The sequence below is a fragment of the Nonomuraea sp. NPDC050202 genome (assembly GCF_040656115.1).
Taxonomy (GTDB): Bacteria; Actinomycetota; Actinomycetes; order Streptosporangiales; family Streptosporangiaceae; genus Nonomuraea.
In genome coordinates this window covers 249,322-266,174 of record NZ_JBFALF010000009.1, presented here as the reverse complement: position 1 = coordinate 266,174, position 16,853 = coordinate 249,322, and the positions used below count along the sequence as shown (strand labels likewise).

18 protein-coding genes are annotated in these 16,853 nt (G+C 71.4%); 7 read left to right on the top strand and 11 right to left on the bottom strand.

Annotated features, from left to right (window positions below):
• Positions 1-94 precede the first annotated feature (94 nt).
• On the top strand, positions 95-733 hold the full coding sequence (locus AB0I79_RS25735) for an O-methyltransferase (protein WP_357877198.1): 639 nt from the start codon (positions 95-97) through the stop codon (positions 731-733).
• 54 nt (positions 734-787) lie between these two features.
• Here the strand turns inward: AB0I79_RS25735 and AB0I79_RS25730 are convergent, their stop codons facing one another.
• Positions 788-2,191, bottom strand: a complete 1,404-nt coding sequence (locus AB0I79_RS25730) for a leucyl aminopeptidase (RefSeq protein ID WP_357877195.1) — start codon at positions 2,189-2,191, stop codon at positions 788-790.
• Positions 2,192-2,273: 82 nt separating this feature from the next.
• Positions 2,274-2,441: a DUF3117 domain-containing protein gene (locus AB0I79_RS25725; protein ID WP_020545024.1), complete on the bottom strand. Its 168-nt coding sequence runs from the start codon at positions 2,439-2,441 to the stop codon at positions 2,274-2,276.
• Positions 2,442-2,600: 159 nt separating this feature from the next.
• Here AB0I79_RS25725 and AB0I79_RS25720 point away from each other — a divergent pair, with 159 nt between their 5' ends.
• The 3 genes from AB0I79_RS25720 to AB0I79_RS25710 are packed head-to-tail and all read left to right on the top strand — an operon-like array spanning position 2,601 to position 6,468.
• Positions 2,601-3,395 carry a PaaX family transcriptional regulator C-terminal domain-containing protein gene (locus AB0I79_RS25720; RefSeq protein WP_357877192.1) on the top strand — a complete coding sequence of 265 codons (795 nt, stop codon included), beginning with the start codon at positions 2,601-2,603 and terminating at the stop codon, positions 3,393-3,395.
• Position 3,396: 1 nt separating this feature from the next.
• Positions 3,397-4,173, top strand: a complete 777-nt coding sequence (locus AB0I79_RS25715; protein ID WP_357877189.1) for an enoyl-CoA hydratase-related protein — start codon at positions 3,397-3,399, stop codon at positions 4,171-4,173.
• 36 nt (positions 4,174-4,209) lie between these two features.
• Positions 4,210-6,468 carry a polysaccharide lyase 8 family protein gene (locus AB0I79_RS25710; protein ID WP_357877186.1) on the top strand — a complete coding sequence of 753 codons (2,259 nt, stop codon included), beginning with the start codon at positions 4,210-4,212 and terminating at the stop codon, positions 6,466-6,468.
• Here the strand turns inward: AB0I79_RS25710 and AB0I79_RS25705 are convergent.
• From AB0I79_RS25705 to AB0I79_RS25680, 6 genes are all read right to left on the bottom strand, one after another.
• On the bottom strand, positions 6,428-6,946 hold the full coding sequence (locus AB0I79_RS25705) for a DNA-3-methyladenine glycosylase I (RefSeq protein ID WP_357877442.1): 519 nt from the start codon (positions 6,944-6,946) through the stop codon (positions 6,428-6,430). The two genes, AB0I79_RS25710 and AB0I79_RS25705, sit on opposite strands and share 41 nt — an antisense overlap.
• A gap of 29 nt (positions 6,947-6,975) precedes the next feature.
• Entirely contained in the window at positions 6,976-7,668 is a 693-nt protein-coding gene (locus tag AB0I79_RS25700) for a hypothetical protein (protein WP_357877183.1), read from the bottom strand.
• A 93-nt stretch (positions 7,669-7,761) separates the two neighbouring features.
• Entirely contained in the window at positions 7,762-8,346 is a 585-nt protein-coding gene (locus tag AB0I79_RS25695; protein WP_357877180.1) for a TIGR00730 family Rossman fold protein, read from the bottom strand.
• 11 nt (positions 8,347-8,357) lie between these two features.
• Positions 8,358-9,155, bottom strand: a complete 798-nt coding sequence (locus tag AB0I79_RS25690) for a TIGR00730 family Rossman fold protein (protein ID WP_357877177.1) — start codon at positions 9,153-9,155, stop codon at positions 8,358-8,360.
• A 239-nt stretch (positions 9,156-9,394) separates the two neighbouring features.
• Positions 9,395-10,450: a succinyl-diaminopimelate desuccinylase gene (gene dapE, locus AB0I79_RS25685; protein ID WP_357877174.1), complete on the bottom strand. Its 1,056-nt coding sequence runs from the start codon at positions 10,448-10,450 to the stop codon at positions 9,395-9,397.
• Positions 10,450-11,283, bottom strand: a complete 834-nt coding sequence (locus tag AB0I79_RS25680; RefSeq protein ID WP_357877171.1) for a 2,3,4,5-tetrahydropyridine-2,6-dicarboxylate N-succinyltransferase — start codon at positions 11,281-11,283, stop codon at positions 10,450-10,452. The genes dapE and AB0I79_RS25680 overlap by 1 nt, the downstream gene beginning before the upstream one ends.
• Positions 11,284-11,320: 37 nt before the next feature.
• Here AB0I79_RS25680 and AB0I79_RS25675 point away from each other — a divergent pair, with 37 nt between their 5' ends.
• Positions 11,321-12,139, top strand: coding sequence for a hypothetical protein (locus AB0I79_RS25675; protein ID WP_357877168.1), 819 nt, complete (start codon positions 11,321-11,323; stop codon positions 12,137-12,139).
• A 6-nt stretch (positions 12,140-12,145) separates the two neighbouring features.
• Here AB0I79_RS25675 and AB0I79_RS25670 read toward each other — a convergent pair whose 3' ends face one another.
• The 3 genes from AB0I79_RS25670 to fdxA all read right to left on the bottom strand — a co-directional run bounded on the left by AB0I79_RS25670 (position 12,146) and on the right by fdxA (position 14,404).
• Entirely contained in the window at positions 12,146-12,805 is a 660-nt protein-coding gene (locus AB0I79_RS25670; protein ID WP_357877165.1) for a DUF4178 domain-containing protein, read from the bottom strand.
• Positions 12,806-12,902: 97 nt separating this feature from the next.
• Positions 12,903-13,973, bottom strand: a complete 1,071-nt coding sequence (dapC, locus tag AB0I79_RS25665) for a succinyldiaminopimelate transaminase (RefSeq protein ID WP_357877162.1) — start codon at positions 13,971-13,973, stop codon at positions 12,903-12,905.
• A 104-nt stretch (positions 13,974-14,077) separates the two neighbouring features.
• A complete protein-coding gene (gene fdxA, locus AB0I79_RS25660; RefSeq protein WP_080047500.1) occupies positions 14,078-14,404 on the bottom strand; it encodes a ferredoxin in 327 nt (108 codons plus the stop codon).
• A gap of 354 nt (positions 14,405-14,758) precedes the next feature.
• On the opposite strand from fdxA, the gene AB0I79_RS25655 reads away from it, so the two are divergent.
• On the top strand, positions 14,759-15,829 hold the full coding sequence (locus tag AB0I79_RS25655; protein WP_357877159.1) for an ABC transporter substrate-binding protein: 1,071 nt from the start codon (positions 14,759-14,761) through the stop codon (positions 15,827-15,829).
• Positions 15,830-15,931: 102 nt separating this feature from the next.
• Positions 15,932-16,708 carry a methyltransferase domain-containing protein gene (locus tag AB0I79_RS25650; protein ID WP_357877156.1) on the top strand — a complete coding sequence of 259 codons (777 nt, stop codon included), beginning with the start codon at positions 15,932-15,934 and terminating at the stop codon, positions 16,706-16,708.
• Positions 16,709-16,853 lie beyond the last annotated feature (145 nt).

Genomic DNA, 16,853 nt, shown 5'->3' with positions numbered 1-16,853 from the left:
TCCCTCCTGAGTTCCCGTCCTGCCGTGTCTCCCCTAGGCTGCGATCGGTGCCTATCTCGCGGACCAATCGCACGAAAGTGGGGGGAGGAGGCCGATGACCACTCCGGTGGAGGCCACTCTGGCCTATGCGGAGCAGTTCCATCACGAGGATGAGATCCTGCACGCGGCGCGGCAGCGCGGGCTGGAGATGGGTGCGACGCCCGTCCTTCCCGGGGCCGGGGCGGCGCTGTGTTTCCTCGCGACCGCCGTCAACGCCAAGTCCGTCGTCGAGATCGGCACGGGCTGCGGGGTCTCAGGGCTGTGGCTGCTGCGCGGCATGCGTACGGACGGGACGCTGACGAGCGTGGACGTCGAGCCCGAGCACCAGCGGCTGGCCAGGCAGGCGTTCACGGAGGCCGGCTTCTCCGGCAGCCGGGTGCGGCTGATCTCCGGCCGGGGGCTCGACGTACTGCCGCGGCTGTCCGACGGCGGCTACGACATGGTGTTCGCCGACGGCGCCAAGCACGAGTACGCCGACTACCTGGCCGAGGCGGTCCGCCTGCTGCGCGTGGGCGGCATCGTGGCCTTCGACAACATGTTGTGGCACAACCGCGTGGCCGACCCCGCGCAGCGCGACCCGGAGACGGTGACGCTGCGCGAGGTGGGCAAGCTGGTGCAGTCGGACGAGCGGCTGCGCTCGGTGCTGATGCCGCTGGGCGACGGCCTGCTGGCCGCCCTCAAGATCAGCGACTAGCCGCGGCGCGGCTGCCCCTCTCCAGCACGAGCCCCGAGCGGCCGCTCCAGAGCGCTAGCCCCGGGTCAGCCACTCCAGGAGCAGCCGTACGCCGAAGCCCGTGGCGCCCTTGCTCAGCACGCCCTCGTCCGCCGTGCTGCGCCCGACACCGGCGATGTCGAGGTGCGCCCACGGCCGCTCGCCCGCGAACTCCCGCAGGAACAGCGCCGCGGTGATCGAGCCCGCCCCGAACGTGGACCCGGACTCGACGTTGGCCAGATCGGCGATCGACGACTCCAGCGCGGGCGTGTAGTCCTCGATCAGCGGCATCCGCCACAGCCGGTCGTCGGCGGCCTGCCCCGCCTCCACGAGCTGCTTGGCCAGCACGTCGTCGGAGGCGTAGACGGCGCCGACGTGCGGCCCGAGCGCCACCGTGATCGCCCCGGTGAGCGTGGCGATGTCCACGACCGTGTCGGGGTCGAGCTCGGCGTCGGCGTAGGCGAGCGCGTCGGCCAGCACCAGGCGGCCCTCGGCGTCGGTGTTGAGCACCTCGACCGTGCGCCCGCCGTAGTGCGTGATCACGTCGCTGGGCCGCTGGGAGGTGCCCGAGGGCATGTTCTCGGCCGCCGCGATCAGGCCGGTGACGCGTACGGGCGCCTTCAGCGCGGCCAGCGCGCCGAGCACGGCGATGACGACGGCCCCGCCGGCCATGTCGGTCTTCTGGAACTTCATGTTGGCCGTCGGCTTGAGCGACAGCCCGCCCGAGTCGAACGTGATGCCCTTGCCCACCAGCACGACGTGCCGGTCAGCCGGCTCCTCGGGCGTGTAGGAGAGCTGGATGAGCCGGGGCGGGCTGGCCGAGCCCCTGCCGACGGCGAGGATGCCGCCGAACCCATCGGCCCGCAGCCGCTCCTCGTCCCACACCTTGACCGGCAGGCCGCTCTCGGCGGCCCGCTCGGCCAGCCAGGCGGGGTTCTTGACGGAGGAGGGCGTGTTGGCCAGGTCGCGGGCGAGCGCCACCGCCCGCGCCACGGTCTCCGCGCGCCGCACCTGCTCCTCGTCCGCCCCGGAGAACGCCAGCGCGCGCACGGGCTTCTTGCCGGCACCGCCGATCCTGAACGTGTACGCGGCCAGCAGCGCCGCCTCCACGAACGGCGTGACGTCGCCGTCGGGCGTCACCACGGTCAGCGTGTCGCGGCCCTTGGCCTTCCTGGTCAGCCCCGCGGCCGCGGTGCGCAGGGCCTTGGGCGAGCCGTCGCCCACGCCGTACAGCAGGATCCGGCCCACGCCGCCGGCCCGTGCCACCGGAACCTCGACGATCTCGCCCGCCGCGCCCTTGGCCTCGTAGTGGGCCAGCAGGTCGGACACCGGCAGGGGCAGCTCGACCCCCGGGTCGAGGTCTGAGGCGTAGGGCACGGCCAGCAGCTCGGCGTCGTCGGGAACGTCGGCGACCACCGTCGCAGTGGTCTCAATCGGCACGGAAAATCTCTCCTCGAACGTCAGCGACCCTGGCGCCGCTCTACGCCAGGGTCGTGGAACAAGTTGTGTCTCTCGGGAGCGCTCAGCCGACGACGTTCTTCAACGCCTCGCCGAGCGCCTTCGCCTCGTCGGCGGAGATCTCCACGACGAGCCGGCCGCCACCCTCCAGGGGGACCCGCATGACAATGCCGCGCCCTTCCTTGGTGACCTCGAGCGGACCATCGCCGGTCCGCGGCTTCATCGCCGCCATGCGTGCATCCCTTCCTGCCTTGGGCTCCCGCGGCCCGCGATTTCCGACCTCCCGAGGGGGTGGTCGGCGCATTCACGTCTTCTGTGATGTCCTATTCTCCCGCATCGAGAGCCCTCATGGGTAACGATCTCCTCCCAGAATGCGTTGTCGAGGCGTGCGATGACGTCCAAACTGGACTTCGTGCACGCTCGCGCCGCTCTGTTCGACCTCTACGGAGACCACCTGCGCTCGCGCGGTGGCCAGGCGTCCGTCGCCGCGCTCGTCCGGCTGATGAAACCCCTGGACATCGCCGCTCCAGCGGTCCGCACGGCGGTTTCGCGCATGGTCCGGCAGGGGTGGCTGCGGCCGCTGCGGCTCCCTCAGGGGGCGGGCTACGGGCTGACTCCCAAGTGTGTCAGGCGGCTGGATGAGGCCGCGTTGAGAATTTACCGAGCCGGGACACTCACCTGGCACGGCCGCTGGCACGTGATCGTCTTCGAGCCGGTGAAGGAGCGCCCGCGCCGGGAGCGGCTGCGGGCCGACCTGACGTTCCTGGGGTACGCGTCGCTGTCGGAGACCACCTGGATCGGCCCGCGCTCGTCGATCGAGCTGGACAACCTGCTCGAAGGCGAGGGGGTGCGGGCCGACAGGTTCGACGCGGCGCTGGAGGGCGACCCGCGCGAGCTCGTCGCCAGGGCCTGGGATCTGGCCGCCATCGGCGAGGCGTACGAGCACTGGCACGCCGAAGCTGTCACGCTGATCAGCACGCTGCCCGAAGGAGCCCCGCCCGACCAGGTGTTCGCCACGCGCAGCCGGCTCGTGCACGGCTGGCGCAACTTCCTGTTCCGCGACCCCGGCCTGCCGCCCGAGCTGCTGCCCGCGGGCTGGCCGGGCGAGAAGGCCAGGGCGTACTTCGAGCAGGAGGCCGCCAGGCTGCTGCCCGCGGCCGCCGCGTTCGTCGACAAGGAGTTGTGACGTGATCCGCTACGACCTGGCAGACGCCGTCGCCACCATCACGCTCGACCGCCCCGACGCCATGAACTCGCTGACCGTCGAGGTCAAGCGGGCCCTGCTCGACGCGCTGCGGCGGGCCGCCGGCGACCGCGGCGTGCGTGCCGTGCTGCTCACCGGCTCGGGGCGGGCCTTCTGCGCGGGCCAGGACCTGCGCGAGCACGCCGCGAACCTGGAGGCGGGCCGCGGGCTGGCGGGCACGGTGCGCGAGCACTACAACCCCATCGTGGAGCTGATCGCCACGATGCCGAAGCCGGTGGTGGCCGCGGTCAACGGCGTGGCGGCGGGCGCGGGCGCGTCGCTGGCCTTCGCCTGCGACCTGCGGGTGGCCTCCGACCGCGCCAAGTTCGCGCTGGCGTTCGCCGGCATCGGCCTGGCGCCCGACTCGGGCGCGTCGTGGACGCTGCAGCGCCTGGTCGGCGCGGGCCGCGCCGCGGAGCTGATGCTGCTCGGCGAGCCGCTCGACGCGACCCGCGCGCTGGAGCTGGGCCTGGTCACCCGCGTGGTCCCGGCGGGCGACGTGCTGAAGGCCGCCCACGAGCTCGCCGTACGCCTGGCGAGCGGCCCCACCCTGGCCTACGCCGCCACGAAGCGGGCCCTGGCCTACGCCGCGACGCACGCGCTGCCCGACGCGCTGGCCATGGAGGCCGACATGCAGGACAGCTGCGCCGCGACCAGCGATCACCTGAACGCCACCAGAGCCTTCCTCGCGAAAGAGATGCCGACCTTCAACGCCGAGTAACTGATCGACCACGCTCCCATGGGCCAAGCTGGCGGCATGCGCTCTTCCGACGCCTCGCGATCGCCTGCCGAGCACGACTTCGAGGCACTACGCACGACCGCCGTGACCCTCCTCACCGGCGGGGACCTCGACATCGCCGACCCGGTCCACGCCCGGCCGCTGGCCGCGCTGAGCGAGCGGGCGGCCACCTGGCTGGCCCAGATGGTGCCCGGCCTGATCTGGCCCGACCTCCCGCTCGAAGGCCGGCCAGGGCACGTGACGGGCAGCTACGGGCGGCTGCGCGCCATCGCGACCGCCTGGGCCACGCCGGGCACCGCCCAGCACGGCGACGACGCCGTGGCGGCGAAGGTGATCGAGGCACTCGACCTGCTGTACGAGCGGCACTACAACGAGCGGCTGCCCGAGACCGGCAACTGGTGGTTCTGGGAGATCGGCACGCCCGCCGAGCTGAGCCGCGCATGCGTGCTGCTCGGCGACCGGCTCGACCCGGCCCGGCTGGCGGCCTACCTCGGGGCGATCGACCGGTTCTGCCCGGACGCCGACCGCCGCGCCGGCTGGCCGGACGCCAGCGAGAGCGGCGCCAACCGGGCCGACAAGGCCGCGATCGTCGCCTTCCGCGGCGTGGCGGGGCGCCGCGCGGACAAGCTGGCGCTGGCCCGCGACGGGCTCTCGGACGTACGCGACGGCGGGCGGCACAGCGTGTTCGGCTACGTCGACTCGGGCGACGGCTTCCACCGCGACGGCTCGTTCATCCAGCACGCCGTGGTGGCCTACACGGGCTCGTACGGGCTCTCCCTGCTCATCGCGGTCGCCGAGACCGTGGCGCTGCTGCACGGCTCGCCCTGGGAGATCTCCGACCCGGGGCGGCAGGTGGTGCTGGACGCCGTGGAACGCTCCTTCGCGCCGTTCATCCACGACGGGCTGCTCATGGACACCGTCAGGGGCCGGGCGGCCAGCAGGCAGGCGTTCCCCGACAGCGTGGCGGGCCACGGGGCCACCGGGGCGGTGCTGCTGCTGGCGCGCAGCGCGCCCGAGCCGTACCGGAGCCGGTTCAGGGAGCTGGCCAAGGGCTGGATCGAGCGTGGCAAGGCGCTGCCCTACCTGGAGCACGCGAGCGTGGCGGAGACCCGGCGGGCGGTCGAGGTGCTGGACGACAAGACGATCGAGGCAGCGACCGGGCCCGACGGGCACTTCGTGTTCCCCTCGATGGACCGGGTCGTGCACCGGCGGCCGGGGTGGGCGGTGGCGATCAGCATGTCGTCGCAGCGGACCGCCGCGTACGAGGCGATCAACGGCGAGAACCGGCACGGCTGGTACACCGGAGACGGCATGACCTACCTCTACACCGGCGACCAGGGCCACTACGGGCGGGACTTCTGGCCGACGGTGAACCCGTACCGGCTGCCGGGGATCACGGTGGACCCGCGCGAGCGCGAGGACCTCGACTTCCGCGTGCACCGGCCGCCCAGCGCGTGGGCGGGCGGGGTGGTGCTCGACGGCCTGTACGGCGTCAGCGCCATGGAGCTGGTCGGCGACGGGGTGAGCCTGCGGGCGCGCAAGTCGTGGTTCTGCCTCGAATCGGCCGTGGTGGCGCTGGGCAGCGGCATCTCCAGCTCCGACGGCCGGGCGATCGAGACCGTGATCGAGAACCGCGCCACCACCGCCGAGCCGCACCTCGGCGACGGCTGGGCGCACCTGCCGGGGACGGGCGGCTACGTGTTCGAGGGCGCCAGGACGCTCGTGGAGACGCGTACGGGCCGCTGGCGCGACATCAACACGGGCGACGACACCGCGGGCGCCTTCGAGGCTGTCACGCGCCGCTACGTGACGTTCTGGCTGGACCATGGCGTGGACCCGCTGGACGCCCGCTACGCGTACGTGCTGCTGCCCAACGCCACCCGCGAGCGGACCCGCTCCTACCGTGGCGCCCGTCCCGCGCGGGTGCTGTCCAACACGCCCGAGTTGCAGGCGGTGGAGACGCGGGCGCTGTTCGGGGCCACGTTCTGGAGCCCGGGCAGCGCGTGGATCGTGAGCGTGGACCAGCCGTGCCTGGTGATGGTGCGCCGGGCGAGCCGGCGGCTCGTGCTGGCCGTGGCCGACCCGGCCAGGACGGCGGACGTCATCACGGTCACGCTGGATCACGCGGTGGGCGGGATCGTCCGCGCCGACGACACGGTCACGGTGCGGACCGGCAAGAGACCCGTCATCGTGGTGAGAACCGGCGGGTCGCTGGGGCGCTCCCACAGCGTGGAGCTCACCGACTACGGGCCACGCAGTCCTCGAGATGGTCGTTGACCAGGCCGATGGCCTGCATCAGCGCGTAGGCCGTGGTCGGGCCGACGAACCGGAAGCCGCGCTTCTTCAGCTCCTTGGCCAGCGCCTTCGAGCCGGGCGTGACGGCGGGCACGTCGGCCATCGTCCTCGGCACCGGCGCGCCGGGGTCGGCGTGCCGCCACACCAGCTCCGACAGGCCGCCGGGCAGGTCGAGCGCGGCCCTGGCGTTGGCGATCGCCGCCTCGATCTTGGCCCGGTTGCGGATGATGCCGGCGTCGCCGAGCAGGCGCTCGACGTCCTGCTCGGTGTACGCGGCCACCTTCGGGATCGAGAAGCGGTCGAAGGCGGCGCGGAAGTTCTCCCGCTTGCGCAGGATCGTCAGCCACGACAGGCCGGACTGGAACGCCTCCAGCGACACCCGCTCGAAGACCGCGTCGTCGCCCCTGACCGGGCGGCCCCACTCCTCGTCGTGGTAGGCCAGGTACATGGGGTCGGCCATGCCCGCCCAGGTGCAGCGGATCGGCTCGGTCACGGGCGCTCGTCACCCTCCTTGGCGGCCGAGATCTTGGGCTTCTCCCCGTCCGCCGCCTTCGACGCGTCCTGGCCCTCCCCCTCGGCTTCCGGCGTGTCTTCCGTCTCGGGCTCGCCCTCGGCCCTCGCCTCTCCGGCGGGCGGGTCGGCGGTCTCGCCCGCGACCTTGCCGTTGGGCGCCTGCTCGGCGTCGCCGGGCTGCGGCACGCGCCACTCCGGCTCCTCCGGCAGGTGCGCCAGCTCCGCGCCGCCGTCCCAGTCGACCGAGGCGCCGCTGGCCGACACCGGGTCGCCCGAGTCGGGCAGCTCGCGCGGCGTGGCGGGGGCCTCGGGCTCGTGCTCGGTGCGCGGCCCCGCCCCGGGCGAGGCGTAGATCTCCTGCCGCGCGTGCAGGCGGCTGGACAGCAGCTCGGAGACGCGCTGCTCCAGCACCGCGATCCGGGTGTCACGCGCGCTGATGGCGCCGGCGGCGCGGCGCAGGGTCTCGTCGACGCTCTGCGTGTGGTAGCCGACCAGGTTGACCGGCAGTTGCAGCGCCATGAAGTCGACCGCCGTGAGATGACCGGCCTCGGGCAGGTCGAGCGGCGGCACGTCGGGCGGGAACTCGGTCAGCTCACCGCCCCTGCCCAGGGAGACCAGGACCACGCAGGCCAAGATGGCGATGGCGGCGATGGCGAGTATGACCAGCACATTGGCATCGTACTCACACGGTGGGCCACATTCTGCGCTCCACCGCAAGTCGTGCATTCCGCGCGTACCGCCGGAGAACGGCTCCTGCCCAGGTCAGCCGGTCGCCTCGCCCAGCTCGGCGACGCTGGGCCGGACCGGCTGCGCGCGCGATTCGAGCGCGGCGAACGCCTCGTCGACGGTGGAGGTCCAGGAGATCGCGTCGAAGACGTCGGGACGGGTGAAACCCTCGTCGTACATGCCCTCGACGAGCTTCCTGAGCGGGCCGTACAGGCCCCACGGGTCGAGAAGCACCAGCGGACGGTCGTGGATGCCGAGCACCCGCGCCGTCCAGATCTCGAAGAGCTCCTCCAGCGTCCCGATGCCGCCCGGCAGCACGAGGAAGGCGTCGGAGCGGGCGTCCATGACGCCCTTGCGCTCGCGCATGTCCTCGGTGACGATCAGCTCGTCCGACTCCTCGTCGGCCACCTCCATGTCCACCAGGACCTGCGGGATCACCCCGACCGTGCGGCCGCCGGCGGCGCGGGCCGCCGCGGTGACGGCACCCATGCACGAGACCGAGCCGCCGCCGCTCACCAGCGTGTGGCCGCGCTTGGCGAGCTCGGTGCCCACGCTCGCGGCCAGCTCGATGTACTTCTTGTCGATGGCCAGGCTGGAGGCGCAGAAGACGCAGATGTTCACGTCGTCAAACCCTATTGGGGCTCGGCGGTCTGGGCCGCGGTGGCCTCCGCCTCGTCCTCGCGCTGCTTGGGCCTGGCCAGATCGGCGTCCGCGATGAGGTGTACGGCCTCGCTGACGTCGTCGGTGACGCTGATCAGGTCGAGGTCCTGCGGCGCGATCTTCCCGGTGCTCAGCAGCGAACCCTTGATCCAGTCGAGCAGCCCGCCCCAGAACTCCGAGCCCATCAGCACCACGGGGAACGAGGTGACCTTGCGGGTCTGCACCAGCGTGAGCGCCTCGAACAGCTCGTCCAGCGTGCCGAAGCCGCCGGGCAGGGCGATGAAGCCGCAGGAGTACTTGACGAACATCGTCTTGCGCACGAAGAAGTAGCGGAACTCGATGCCCAGGTCGACGTAGTCGTTCATGCGCTGCTCGAAGGGCAGCTCGATGCCCAGCCCGACCGACACCGCGCCCTCGACGTCGCGCGCGCCCCGGTTCACCGACTCCATGACGCCCGGCCCGCCGCCGGTGATCACGGCGTAGCCGGCCTCGGCCAGCGACCGGCCGAGCGCCCGGCCCATCTCGTATTCGGGCGAGTCGGGCGCGGTACGGGCGGAGCCGAAGACGGTGACGGCCTGCGGCAGCTCGGCGAGCTGGCCGAAGCCTTCGACGAACTCCGACTGGATGCGCAGCACCCGCCACGGGTCCATGTGCACCCAGTCGGACGGCCCCTGGCGGGCCAGCAGGCGCTGGTCGTGGGTGGAGCTGGGGACGAGGCTCCCCCTGACGACGGCCTGCCCCTGGCGGCGTTCCCGACGATTGTGTTCCATGTGGATCACGCTAGCCCCTCTCTCGGACGGCCGTTTCGCGCCCGTCCTCCTGCCCCTCCGAGTGCCTAGACTGCCCCCTGAGGGCGAATCCGCAGGTAGCACGGGTAGAACAGCGGCCTAAAAAATCTTGAAAGAAGCGTGGAACCGAATTTCGACTCCCTCGCGTCTAACCGCATGAGGGTGCTGCTCGGGACTGAAAGTGGTCTTCCCCGCCAAATGGCCGGCGAGGAAGGCCACTTTCATTTTGTCAGCCAGTCGAGCATCGCCCGCTCGCTGTCCACGATCTTCGGCAGCGACACGTACTCGCCCTGCTGGTGCGCGAGATTCGGGTCTCCGGGGCCGTAGTTGACGGCGGGGACTCCCAGCGCGGAGAAGCGGGCGACGTCCGTCCAGCCCAGCTTGGCGCGCGGCGTGCCGCCGACGGCCGCGGTGAAGGCCGCCGCCACCGGATGCGTCAGCCCCGGCCTGGCCGCGGGCGCGGCGTCCACGACGCTCACCGCGAACCCGTCGAACACCTCGCGTACGTGCTCCTCGGCGTCCTCGATCGACAGGTCGGGCGCGAAGCGGTAGTTGACCGTCACCACGCACAGGTCGGGGATGACGTTGCCGGCGACCCCGCCGACCACGCCGACCGCGTTCAGCCCCTCGTGGTACTCCAGGCCGTCGACCACCGGCCGCCGCGGCTCGTACGCGTTCAGCCTGGCCAGCACCGGCTCGATCCCGTGGATGGCGTTGACCCCGAACCACGAGCGCGCGCTGTGGGCCCGCTTGCCGGTCACCGTGACCTCGGCGCGCAGCGTGCCCTGGCAGCCGCCCTCGATCACGCCGTCCGTGGGCTCCATCAGGACCGCGAAGTCGGCCGCCAGCCATCCGGGATGGTCCCTGGCGACCCTGGTCAGGCCGTTGCGCTCGGCCTCGACCTCCTCGCAGTCGTAGAAGACGTAGGTGACGTCCTTGTCGGGCGCGGGCACGGTGGCGGCCAGCTTGAGCGCGACGGCCACGCCGGCCTTCATGTCGGAGGTGCCGCACCCGTACAGCAGGTCGCCCTCGACCCTGCTGGGCAGGTTGCCCGCGGTGGGGACGGTGTCGAGGTGGCCCGCGATCAGCACGCGCTCGGAGTGCCCCTGCTCGGTGCGGGCCACCACCGTCTCGCCCGACCGGGTCACCTTGAGGTGCGGCAGCGCCGACAGCGCCCGCTCGACCTCGTCGGCCAGCGCCCGCTCAGCGCCGCTCACCGACTCGATGTCCACGATCGCGGCGGTCAGGTCGCGTACGTCCTGGGTCAGGTCCAGCATCAGGTGTTCACCCCATGTGCGCGCAGCGTCTCGTTGATCGCCGCCTTGTCGTGCCGCCGCCCCGGCTCCAGCCGCTTGATCACCAGCACGCACGGCAGGCCGAACGTGCCTCCGGGGAACTCCTTCATCCGCGTGCCCGTCACGGCCACGCACCACGGGGGGATCTGCCCGCGGGCCAGCTCCTCACCCGTCTCGGTGTCGATCACCGGCATGGACGCGGACAGGATCGTGCCCGCGCCGACCACCGCGCCCTGCCCGACCCTGGCGCCGTCGACGACCATCGACCGGCTGCCGATCAGCACGTCGTCCTCGATCACGACGGGCACGGCGTTGGGCGGCTCCAGCACGCCGCCGATGCCCACGCCGCCGGACAGGTGCACGTTCTTGCCGATCTGGGCGCACGAGCCGACCGTGGCCCAGGTGTCCACCATCGTGCCCGCGTCCACGTACGCGCCGATGTTCGTGAACGACGGCATGAGCACCACGCCCGGCGCCAGGTAGGAGCCCCAGCGCGCGATCGCCCCCGGCACCACCCGCACGCCGTCGAACGAGCTCTTCAGCGGATGCCGGTCATGGTGCTGGAAGTCGCCCACCTGCGAGCGAGCCAGGCCCAGCACCTTGAAGCTGAGCAGGATGGCGCGTTTGGCCCGCTCGTCCACGACCACCTCGTCGCCCACCACCCGGGCGACCCTGGCCTCGCCCTTGTCGAGCAGGTCGACCGCGCCGACCACCAGGTGACGCGCCTCGGCGTCGGCGGGCGACAGCTCCGAGCGGCGCTCCCACAACTCGTCCACCACGGAGGGGAGCGGTGACGAGGTGCTCACTTGACTCATGGCCACGGAGCTTATCCGGCCGGGTAGGTTTTTCAGGGTGCGCCTGCGCTTCTCACGTGGAGTCATCACCATCGCGATCATCGTCGTCGTGCTCGCCGTGGGCGTCTCCGCCGGTCTCTACTGGGTGCTCAAGAGGGTGCCTCAGCTCGCCGAGCCGCAGGACGCGTTCTGCTCCGTGACGACCCCCGACGGAGTGCGTTCCCTGCTGCCCGAGCAGGCGCAGATCGCCGCCACCATCGCGGCCGTCGCGGCGCGCCGCCGGCTGCCCGAGCGGGCCGTGGTCATCGCCTACGCCACGGCGATGCAGGAGTCGAAGATCCAGAACCTCGACTGGGGCGACCGCGACTCGGTCGGGGTTTTCCAGCAGCGCGAGTCGCAGGGCTGGGGCAGCAAGAAGCAGCTCATGGACCCGGTCTACGCCACGAACAAGTTCTTCGCCGCGCTGGTCAAGGTGAAGAACTACCGGAAGATCCCGCTGGCGGAGGCGGCGCAGGCCGTGCAGCGCTCGGCGGGGGGCTACGCGTACGCGCCGCACGAGACCGAGGCGAAGATCCTCGCCGCCGCCTTCACCGGCCGGGTGCCGAAGGCCGTGCACTGCTGGTACCCCTCGGACAAGACGCCCGCACCGCGGCCGCGCACGGCCGAGGCCCGCAAGCAGCTCGCCAGGGCGATGGGCAGCACGGCGATCACCACGAGGAAGCGCGGGTGGCTGGTGGCCGCGTGGTCGGTCGCCCACGCCGAGACGTACGCGCTCAGGAAGGTGAACTACGACGGCGCCACCTGGGTCAACGACTTCGAGACCGACGGCTGGCAGCAGAGCGGCTCGGCCGGCGCGCGCAGGGTGGAGCTGGCGTAGCCCGGGTCAGGAGGCGCGGCGCACGATGGAGATGGAGCCCGGCGGGAGCGGCTGGGCGTAGCTCGCGGTCCAGGAGCCGCCCTGGATGCGCTCGAAGGACAGCAGCCGCCCGTCGGAGGCCCGGTAGTCGGCGAAGTCCAGCAGCCCCCGGTCGGGGTTGCCCGTGTCGCCCTCGCTGCGGAAGGCGGCCGTGCCCCGGTCCATCGGGAAGAACTCCACGCCCTCCATGATGATCATGCTCTTGGCCGGCACCATGCCCTGGGTGGGCACCTCGTTCCAGAGCTGCACCTCCAGGTGCGGCGGGTCCCCCGCGCGCACCTCGACCGAGAGCCACTGGAAGCGCCGCGAGGCGTCACGCAGCAGGAACTCGGTCCACTGGTGCCCCTGCCAGGAGATGTGCATGGCGCCGAGCACGCGGGCAGGAGCTCCGAGCACTTCGATCCGGTCACCGATCCGGATCGTGCGAGGGTCGGTGTAGTCGGTGCCGACATGGCCAGGGGCGCTCACCGGCGCGGCCAGCGGGGTCTCGATCGCGGCGACCTCTGCAGGCGGCGCGCTCGTACGGCGGCCCTTCCTGTCTTGCCGCAACGTGGCCCAGAAGGCCCCGAGCAGCAGCAGGACGGTGGCGATGCTCAGCCCGAGTACGACCATGGAGGTCATGCTCATCGATCAGCTCGCTCCACTCGCGGTCTGCCTCGGCGTTAGCCCTTATTCAATGTATGCGGGACGAGCCGGCGGGTCCGGCTCGCTATGACGGGCGATCCTACTGGAGGCGGCGCACCGCCGCACCGATCCGTTCGTCGGTGGCGGTGACGGCGATGCGGATGTGCCGCCCACCTGCCGATCCGTAGAACTCACCCGGTGCGACCAAAATCCCGATTTCGGAAAGCTTGCCTACCTGATCCCAGGCGCTCTGCCCGTTCGACGCCCAGAAGTACAGGCCCGCCGTCGAGTGGTCGATGCTCCACCCGGCCTTCTCCAGCGCGGGGCGCAGCACGGCGCGGCGGGCGGCGTACAGCTCGCGCTGCCGGTCGGCGTGCTCGTCGTCGGAGAGCGCGACCGTCATGGCCGCCTGTACGGGCTGGGGCATCAGCATGCCCGCGTGCTTGCGCGTCTCCAGCAGCCGCTTGACCAGGGCGGGGTCGCCGGTCACGAACCCGGCGCGGTAGCCGGCCAGGTTGGAGCGCTTGGAGAGCGAGTGGACGGCGAGCAGCCCCTCGTGGGAGCCGCCGCAGACGTCGGGGTGCAGGATCGAGACCGGGCGCTCCTCCCAGCCGAGCTCGATGTAGCACTCGTCGGAGGCGACGACGGCGCCGCGCTCGCGGGCCCAGGCCACGACCTTGCGCAGGTGCTCGGCGGGCAGCACCCGGCCCGTGGGGTTGCCGGGCGAGTTGACCCAGATGAGGTCCACCGGCTCGGGGCCGAGCGCGAGCGTGCTGTCGGAGGCCGTGCCGACCGCCCCCGCCAGGCGCGCGCCCACGTCGTAGGTGGGGTAGGCCAGCTCGGGGAAGACCACCCGCTTGGCGCCCAGGTACGTGGGCAGCCAGGCGACGAACTCCTTGGAGCCGATCAGCGGCAGCACGTCCTGCTGGTCGACCGTGACGCCGTGCCTGCGGCCCAGCCACCCGGCGGCGGCCTCACGCAGCGCCTTGGTGCCGTGGGTGAAGGGGTAGCCGGGGCTGTCGGCCGCCTGCGCGAGCGCGTCCTGGACGAGCCGGGGCACGGGGTCGACGGGCGTGCCGATCGACAGATCGACGATGCCGTCGGGATGTGCCAGCGCGCGCTCCTTGTACGGCTCCAGCCGGTCCCAGGGGAAGTCAGGCAGCTTGTTCACGATTCTCCAGGGTGTCGCGTTGCCGTACGTCAGGCGCGCACGCCGCGCGAACGGGGCGCATCCACTTCCGCCGGATGCCCCCGTGCACGGCGTTGACGGGACTCTTAGTGGTCCTCGCCCTGCGGCGGCAGGGCCGCCACGACCGGATGGTCCTTGTCGATCTTGCCGACCTTGGAGGCCCCCCCGGGCGAGCCGAGGTCTTCGAAGAAGTCCACGTTCGCCTTGTAGAAGTCCTTCCACTGCTCGGGAAGGTCGTCCTCGTAGAAGATCGCCTCGACGGGGCACACAGGCTCGCACGCGCCGCAGTCCACGCACTCGTCGGGGTGGATGTAAAGCATGCGCTCGCCCTCGTAGATGCAATCGACGGGGCACTCCTCGATGCACGCCTTGTCCAGGACGTCCACGCAAGGCTGCGCGATGACGTAGGTCACCTCGAGCTCCTTCTTCTCCAGCACCATGGCATGACTCTGACCGCGGTTTGCTACGCCCTAGTATTGCCGTGCTTGCCAGCTGGCCGAAACGGAGGGTGGCAAACTCGTGGTCGCACGCCTCGTGATCGCCATCACAAGTCAGGACATAGGAGCACGGATCACCACCCGGAGACGGGTTCCCGGCGGGTTTCGCGATGCCGTGGGAATCCTCGTGTCGTGGGCGGACGGGGTGCTCGAAGTTCGCAAAAAGGACGGCACGGTGGTGACGATCCCCGAGGAGAGCCTGGTGGCCGCCAGAGTCGTTCCGGCCGCGCCTCCTCGACCTGGGCGAATGCAACAGTAAGTATTCGTTGTGTGACTGTACGTACCTGCGCCGCCGCAGCAGCCATCCTCGCCAGCGCCGGATGCGGCGCGTCGTCCACCGACTCCACCACCACGGAGAGCAAGAACCTGCCGCCGGTCAACGCCCAGGCCGGCTCGCTGAAGGCGGGCTTCGGCACCATGGAGCGCCTGGCCGAGACCGCCAGGCGCGAGGGCGAGCTGAACGTGATCGCCCTGCCCCGCGACTGGGTCAACTACGGCGAGATCATCGACACCTTCGCCGACAAGTACGACATCAAGGTCAACCAGCTCGAACCGGGGGCGAGCAGCGCGCGGCAACTGGAGATCGCCTCCAAGCTCAAGCCCGACGTCTTCGACCTGACCATGGACGTGGCCGTCTCGGGCGCCGACCACTTCGCCCCGTACAAGGTGCAGGGCTGGCAGGACCTGCCCGACCACGTCAAGGACCCGTCCGGCGCCTGGTACGCCGCCTACGGCGGCTACATGTCCATCGGGTACGACCCGCGCGCGGTCAAGCCGCCGGCCACCTTCGCCGACCTGCTCAAGCCCGGCCACCGGGTCGCGCTCGACGGCGACCCCCTGCGCGCGGCGGCGGCGTTCGACGGCGTCATGGCGGCCTCGCTGCGCGCCGGGGTGCCGCGGCCCGAGCAGGGCGTGGCGCTGTTCGCCAAGCTCAAGCAGGAGGGGCGGCTCACCGAGCCGGCCAAGGCCAACGTGATCGTCGCCTGGGACCACCTGAACGCCGCCCGCGGCGCCAGCCACCCCGACGCCTGGAAGGTCACGATCCCGCGCGACTCCGCCCTCGGCGGCTACCACGTGCAGGCCATCAACAAGGCGGCCCCGCACCCGGCGGCGGCCCGGCTGTGGCAGGAGTTCCTGTTCTCCGACGAGGGCCAGAACCTGCTGCAGAAGGGCTTCGCCCGGCCGGCGCGCGGCGAGGCGATGCTCATGAAGGGCACGCTCGACACCGAGCAGGCCGCGAAACTGCCCAAGCCCCCCGGCCCTCCCGTGCTCATGACGATTCCGCAGGCCGACGCCGCGAAGGCGTACCTGAAGAGGGAATGGGCAAAGAGCGTGGGATGAGTCCGAAGTGACTTGATATGTCGCAGGGACGATCAGGCTCTAAAGTGAACAGACAGCACGGCCACGGGGGCCCGATGTCTGATCGAATGTGAGCTGATCGTCTTGCGATACGACACACCGAGCTTGGAGCGGTGGAACAGTCGCGCCTACGACAGCAGCTTCGGCTACGTCTCCACGCAGGGCGCGCCACTGGTCGACCTGCTGGACCCGCGGCCCGGCGAGCGCGTGCTCGACCTCGGTTGCGGCACCGGGGTGCTGACCGCGCAGATCGCGTTCAGGGGCGCCGAGGTCCTCGGGATCGACGGCTCCGCGGCGATGATCGAGAAGGCGCTCGCCCAGTATCCGGGCATGGACTTCATCATCGGCGACGGGCACGACTTCACGGTCGTGGATCCGTACGACGCGGTGTTCTCCAACGCCGCGCTGCACTGGATGAGCCGTGATCCCGGCGCCGTGATCGCCAGCGTCCGCGAGGCACTCATGCCTGGCGGGCGCTTCGTCGCCGAGATGGGCGGCGCCGGCAACTGCGCCGAGCTGACCACCGCGATGCTGACCGCCTGGCGCGAGTACGGCCTGCGCGAGCCCGAGCTGCCGTGGTACTTTCCCACGCCTGCCGAGTACGCCCGCCGCCTCGAGCAGGAGGGGTTCGTGGTCAGGTTGCTCGAATACTTCGACCGGCCGACTCCCCTGGACGAGTGCCCCGGCGGGGCCGCCGACTGGGTGCGCATGTTCGCCGCCTCGGTGCTCGAAGGGCTTCCCCCCGAGATCGTGGAGCCCCTGCTCCGGCGCGTGAACGAGCTGGCCGCGCCCGCGCTTCGCAGGGAGAGTGGCTGGATGGCCGACTACGTGCGTCTACGCTTTGCCGCTGTTCGGCGTTGATGCGTCGAGCATGATGCGTAGGGCTGATTTGCCGGACTATGGTCTGTTCCGTGGGCGGCGAGATTATGGCTGCACCGCTGCGGCGGCGTGAGGGGCTGGTGAACGGAACGGGATGAACTTCTGCCTGAGCGACCTCGTACCACCG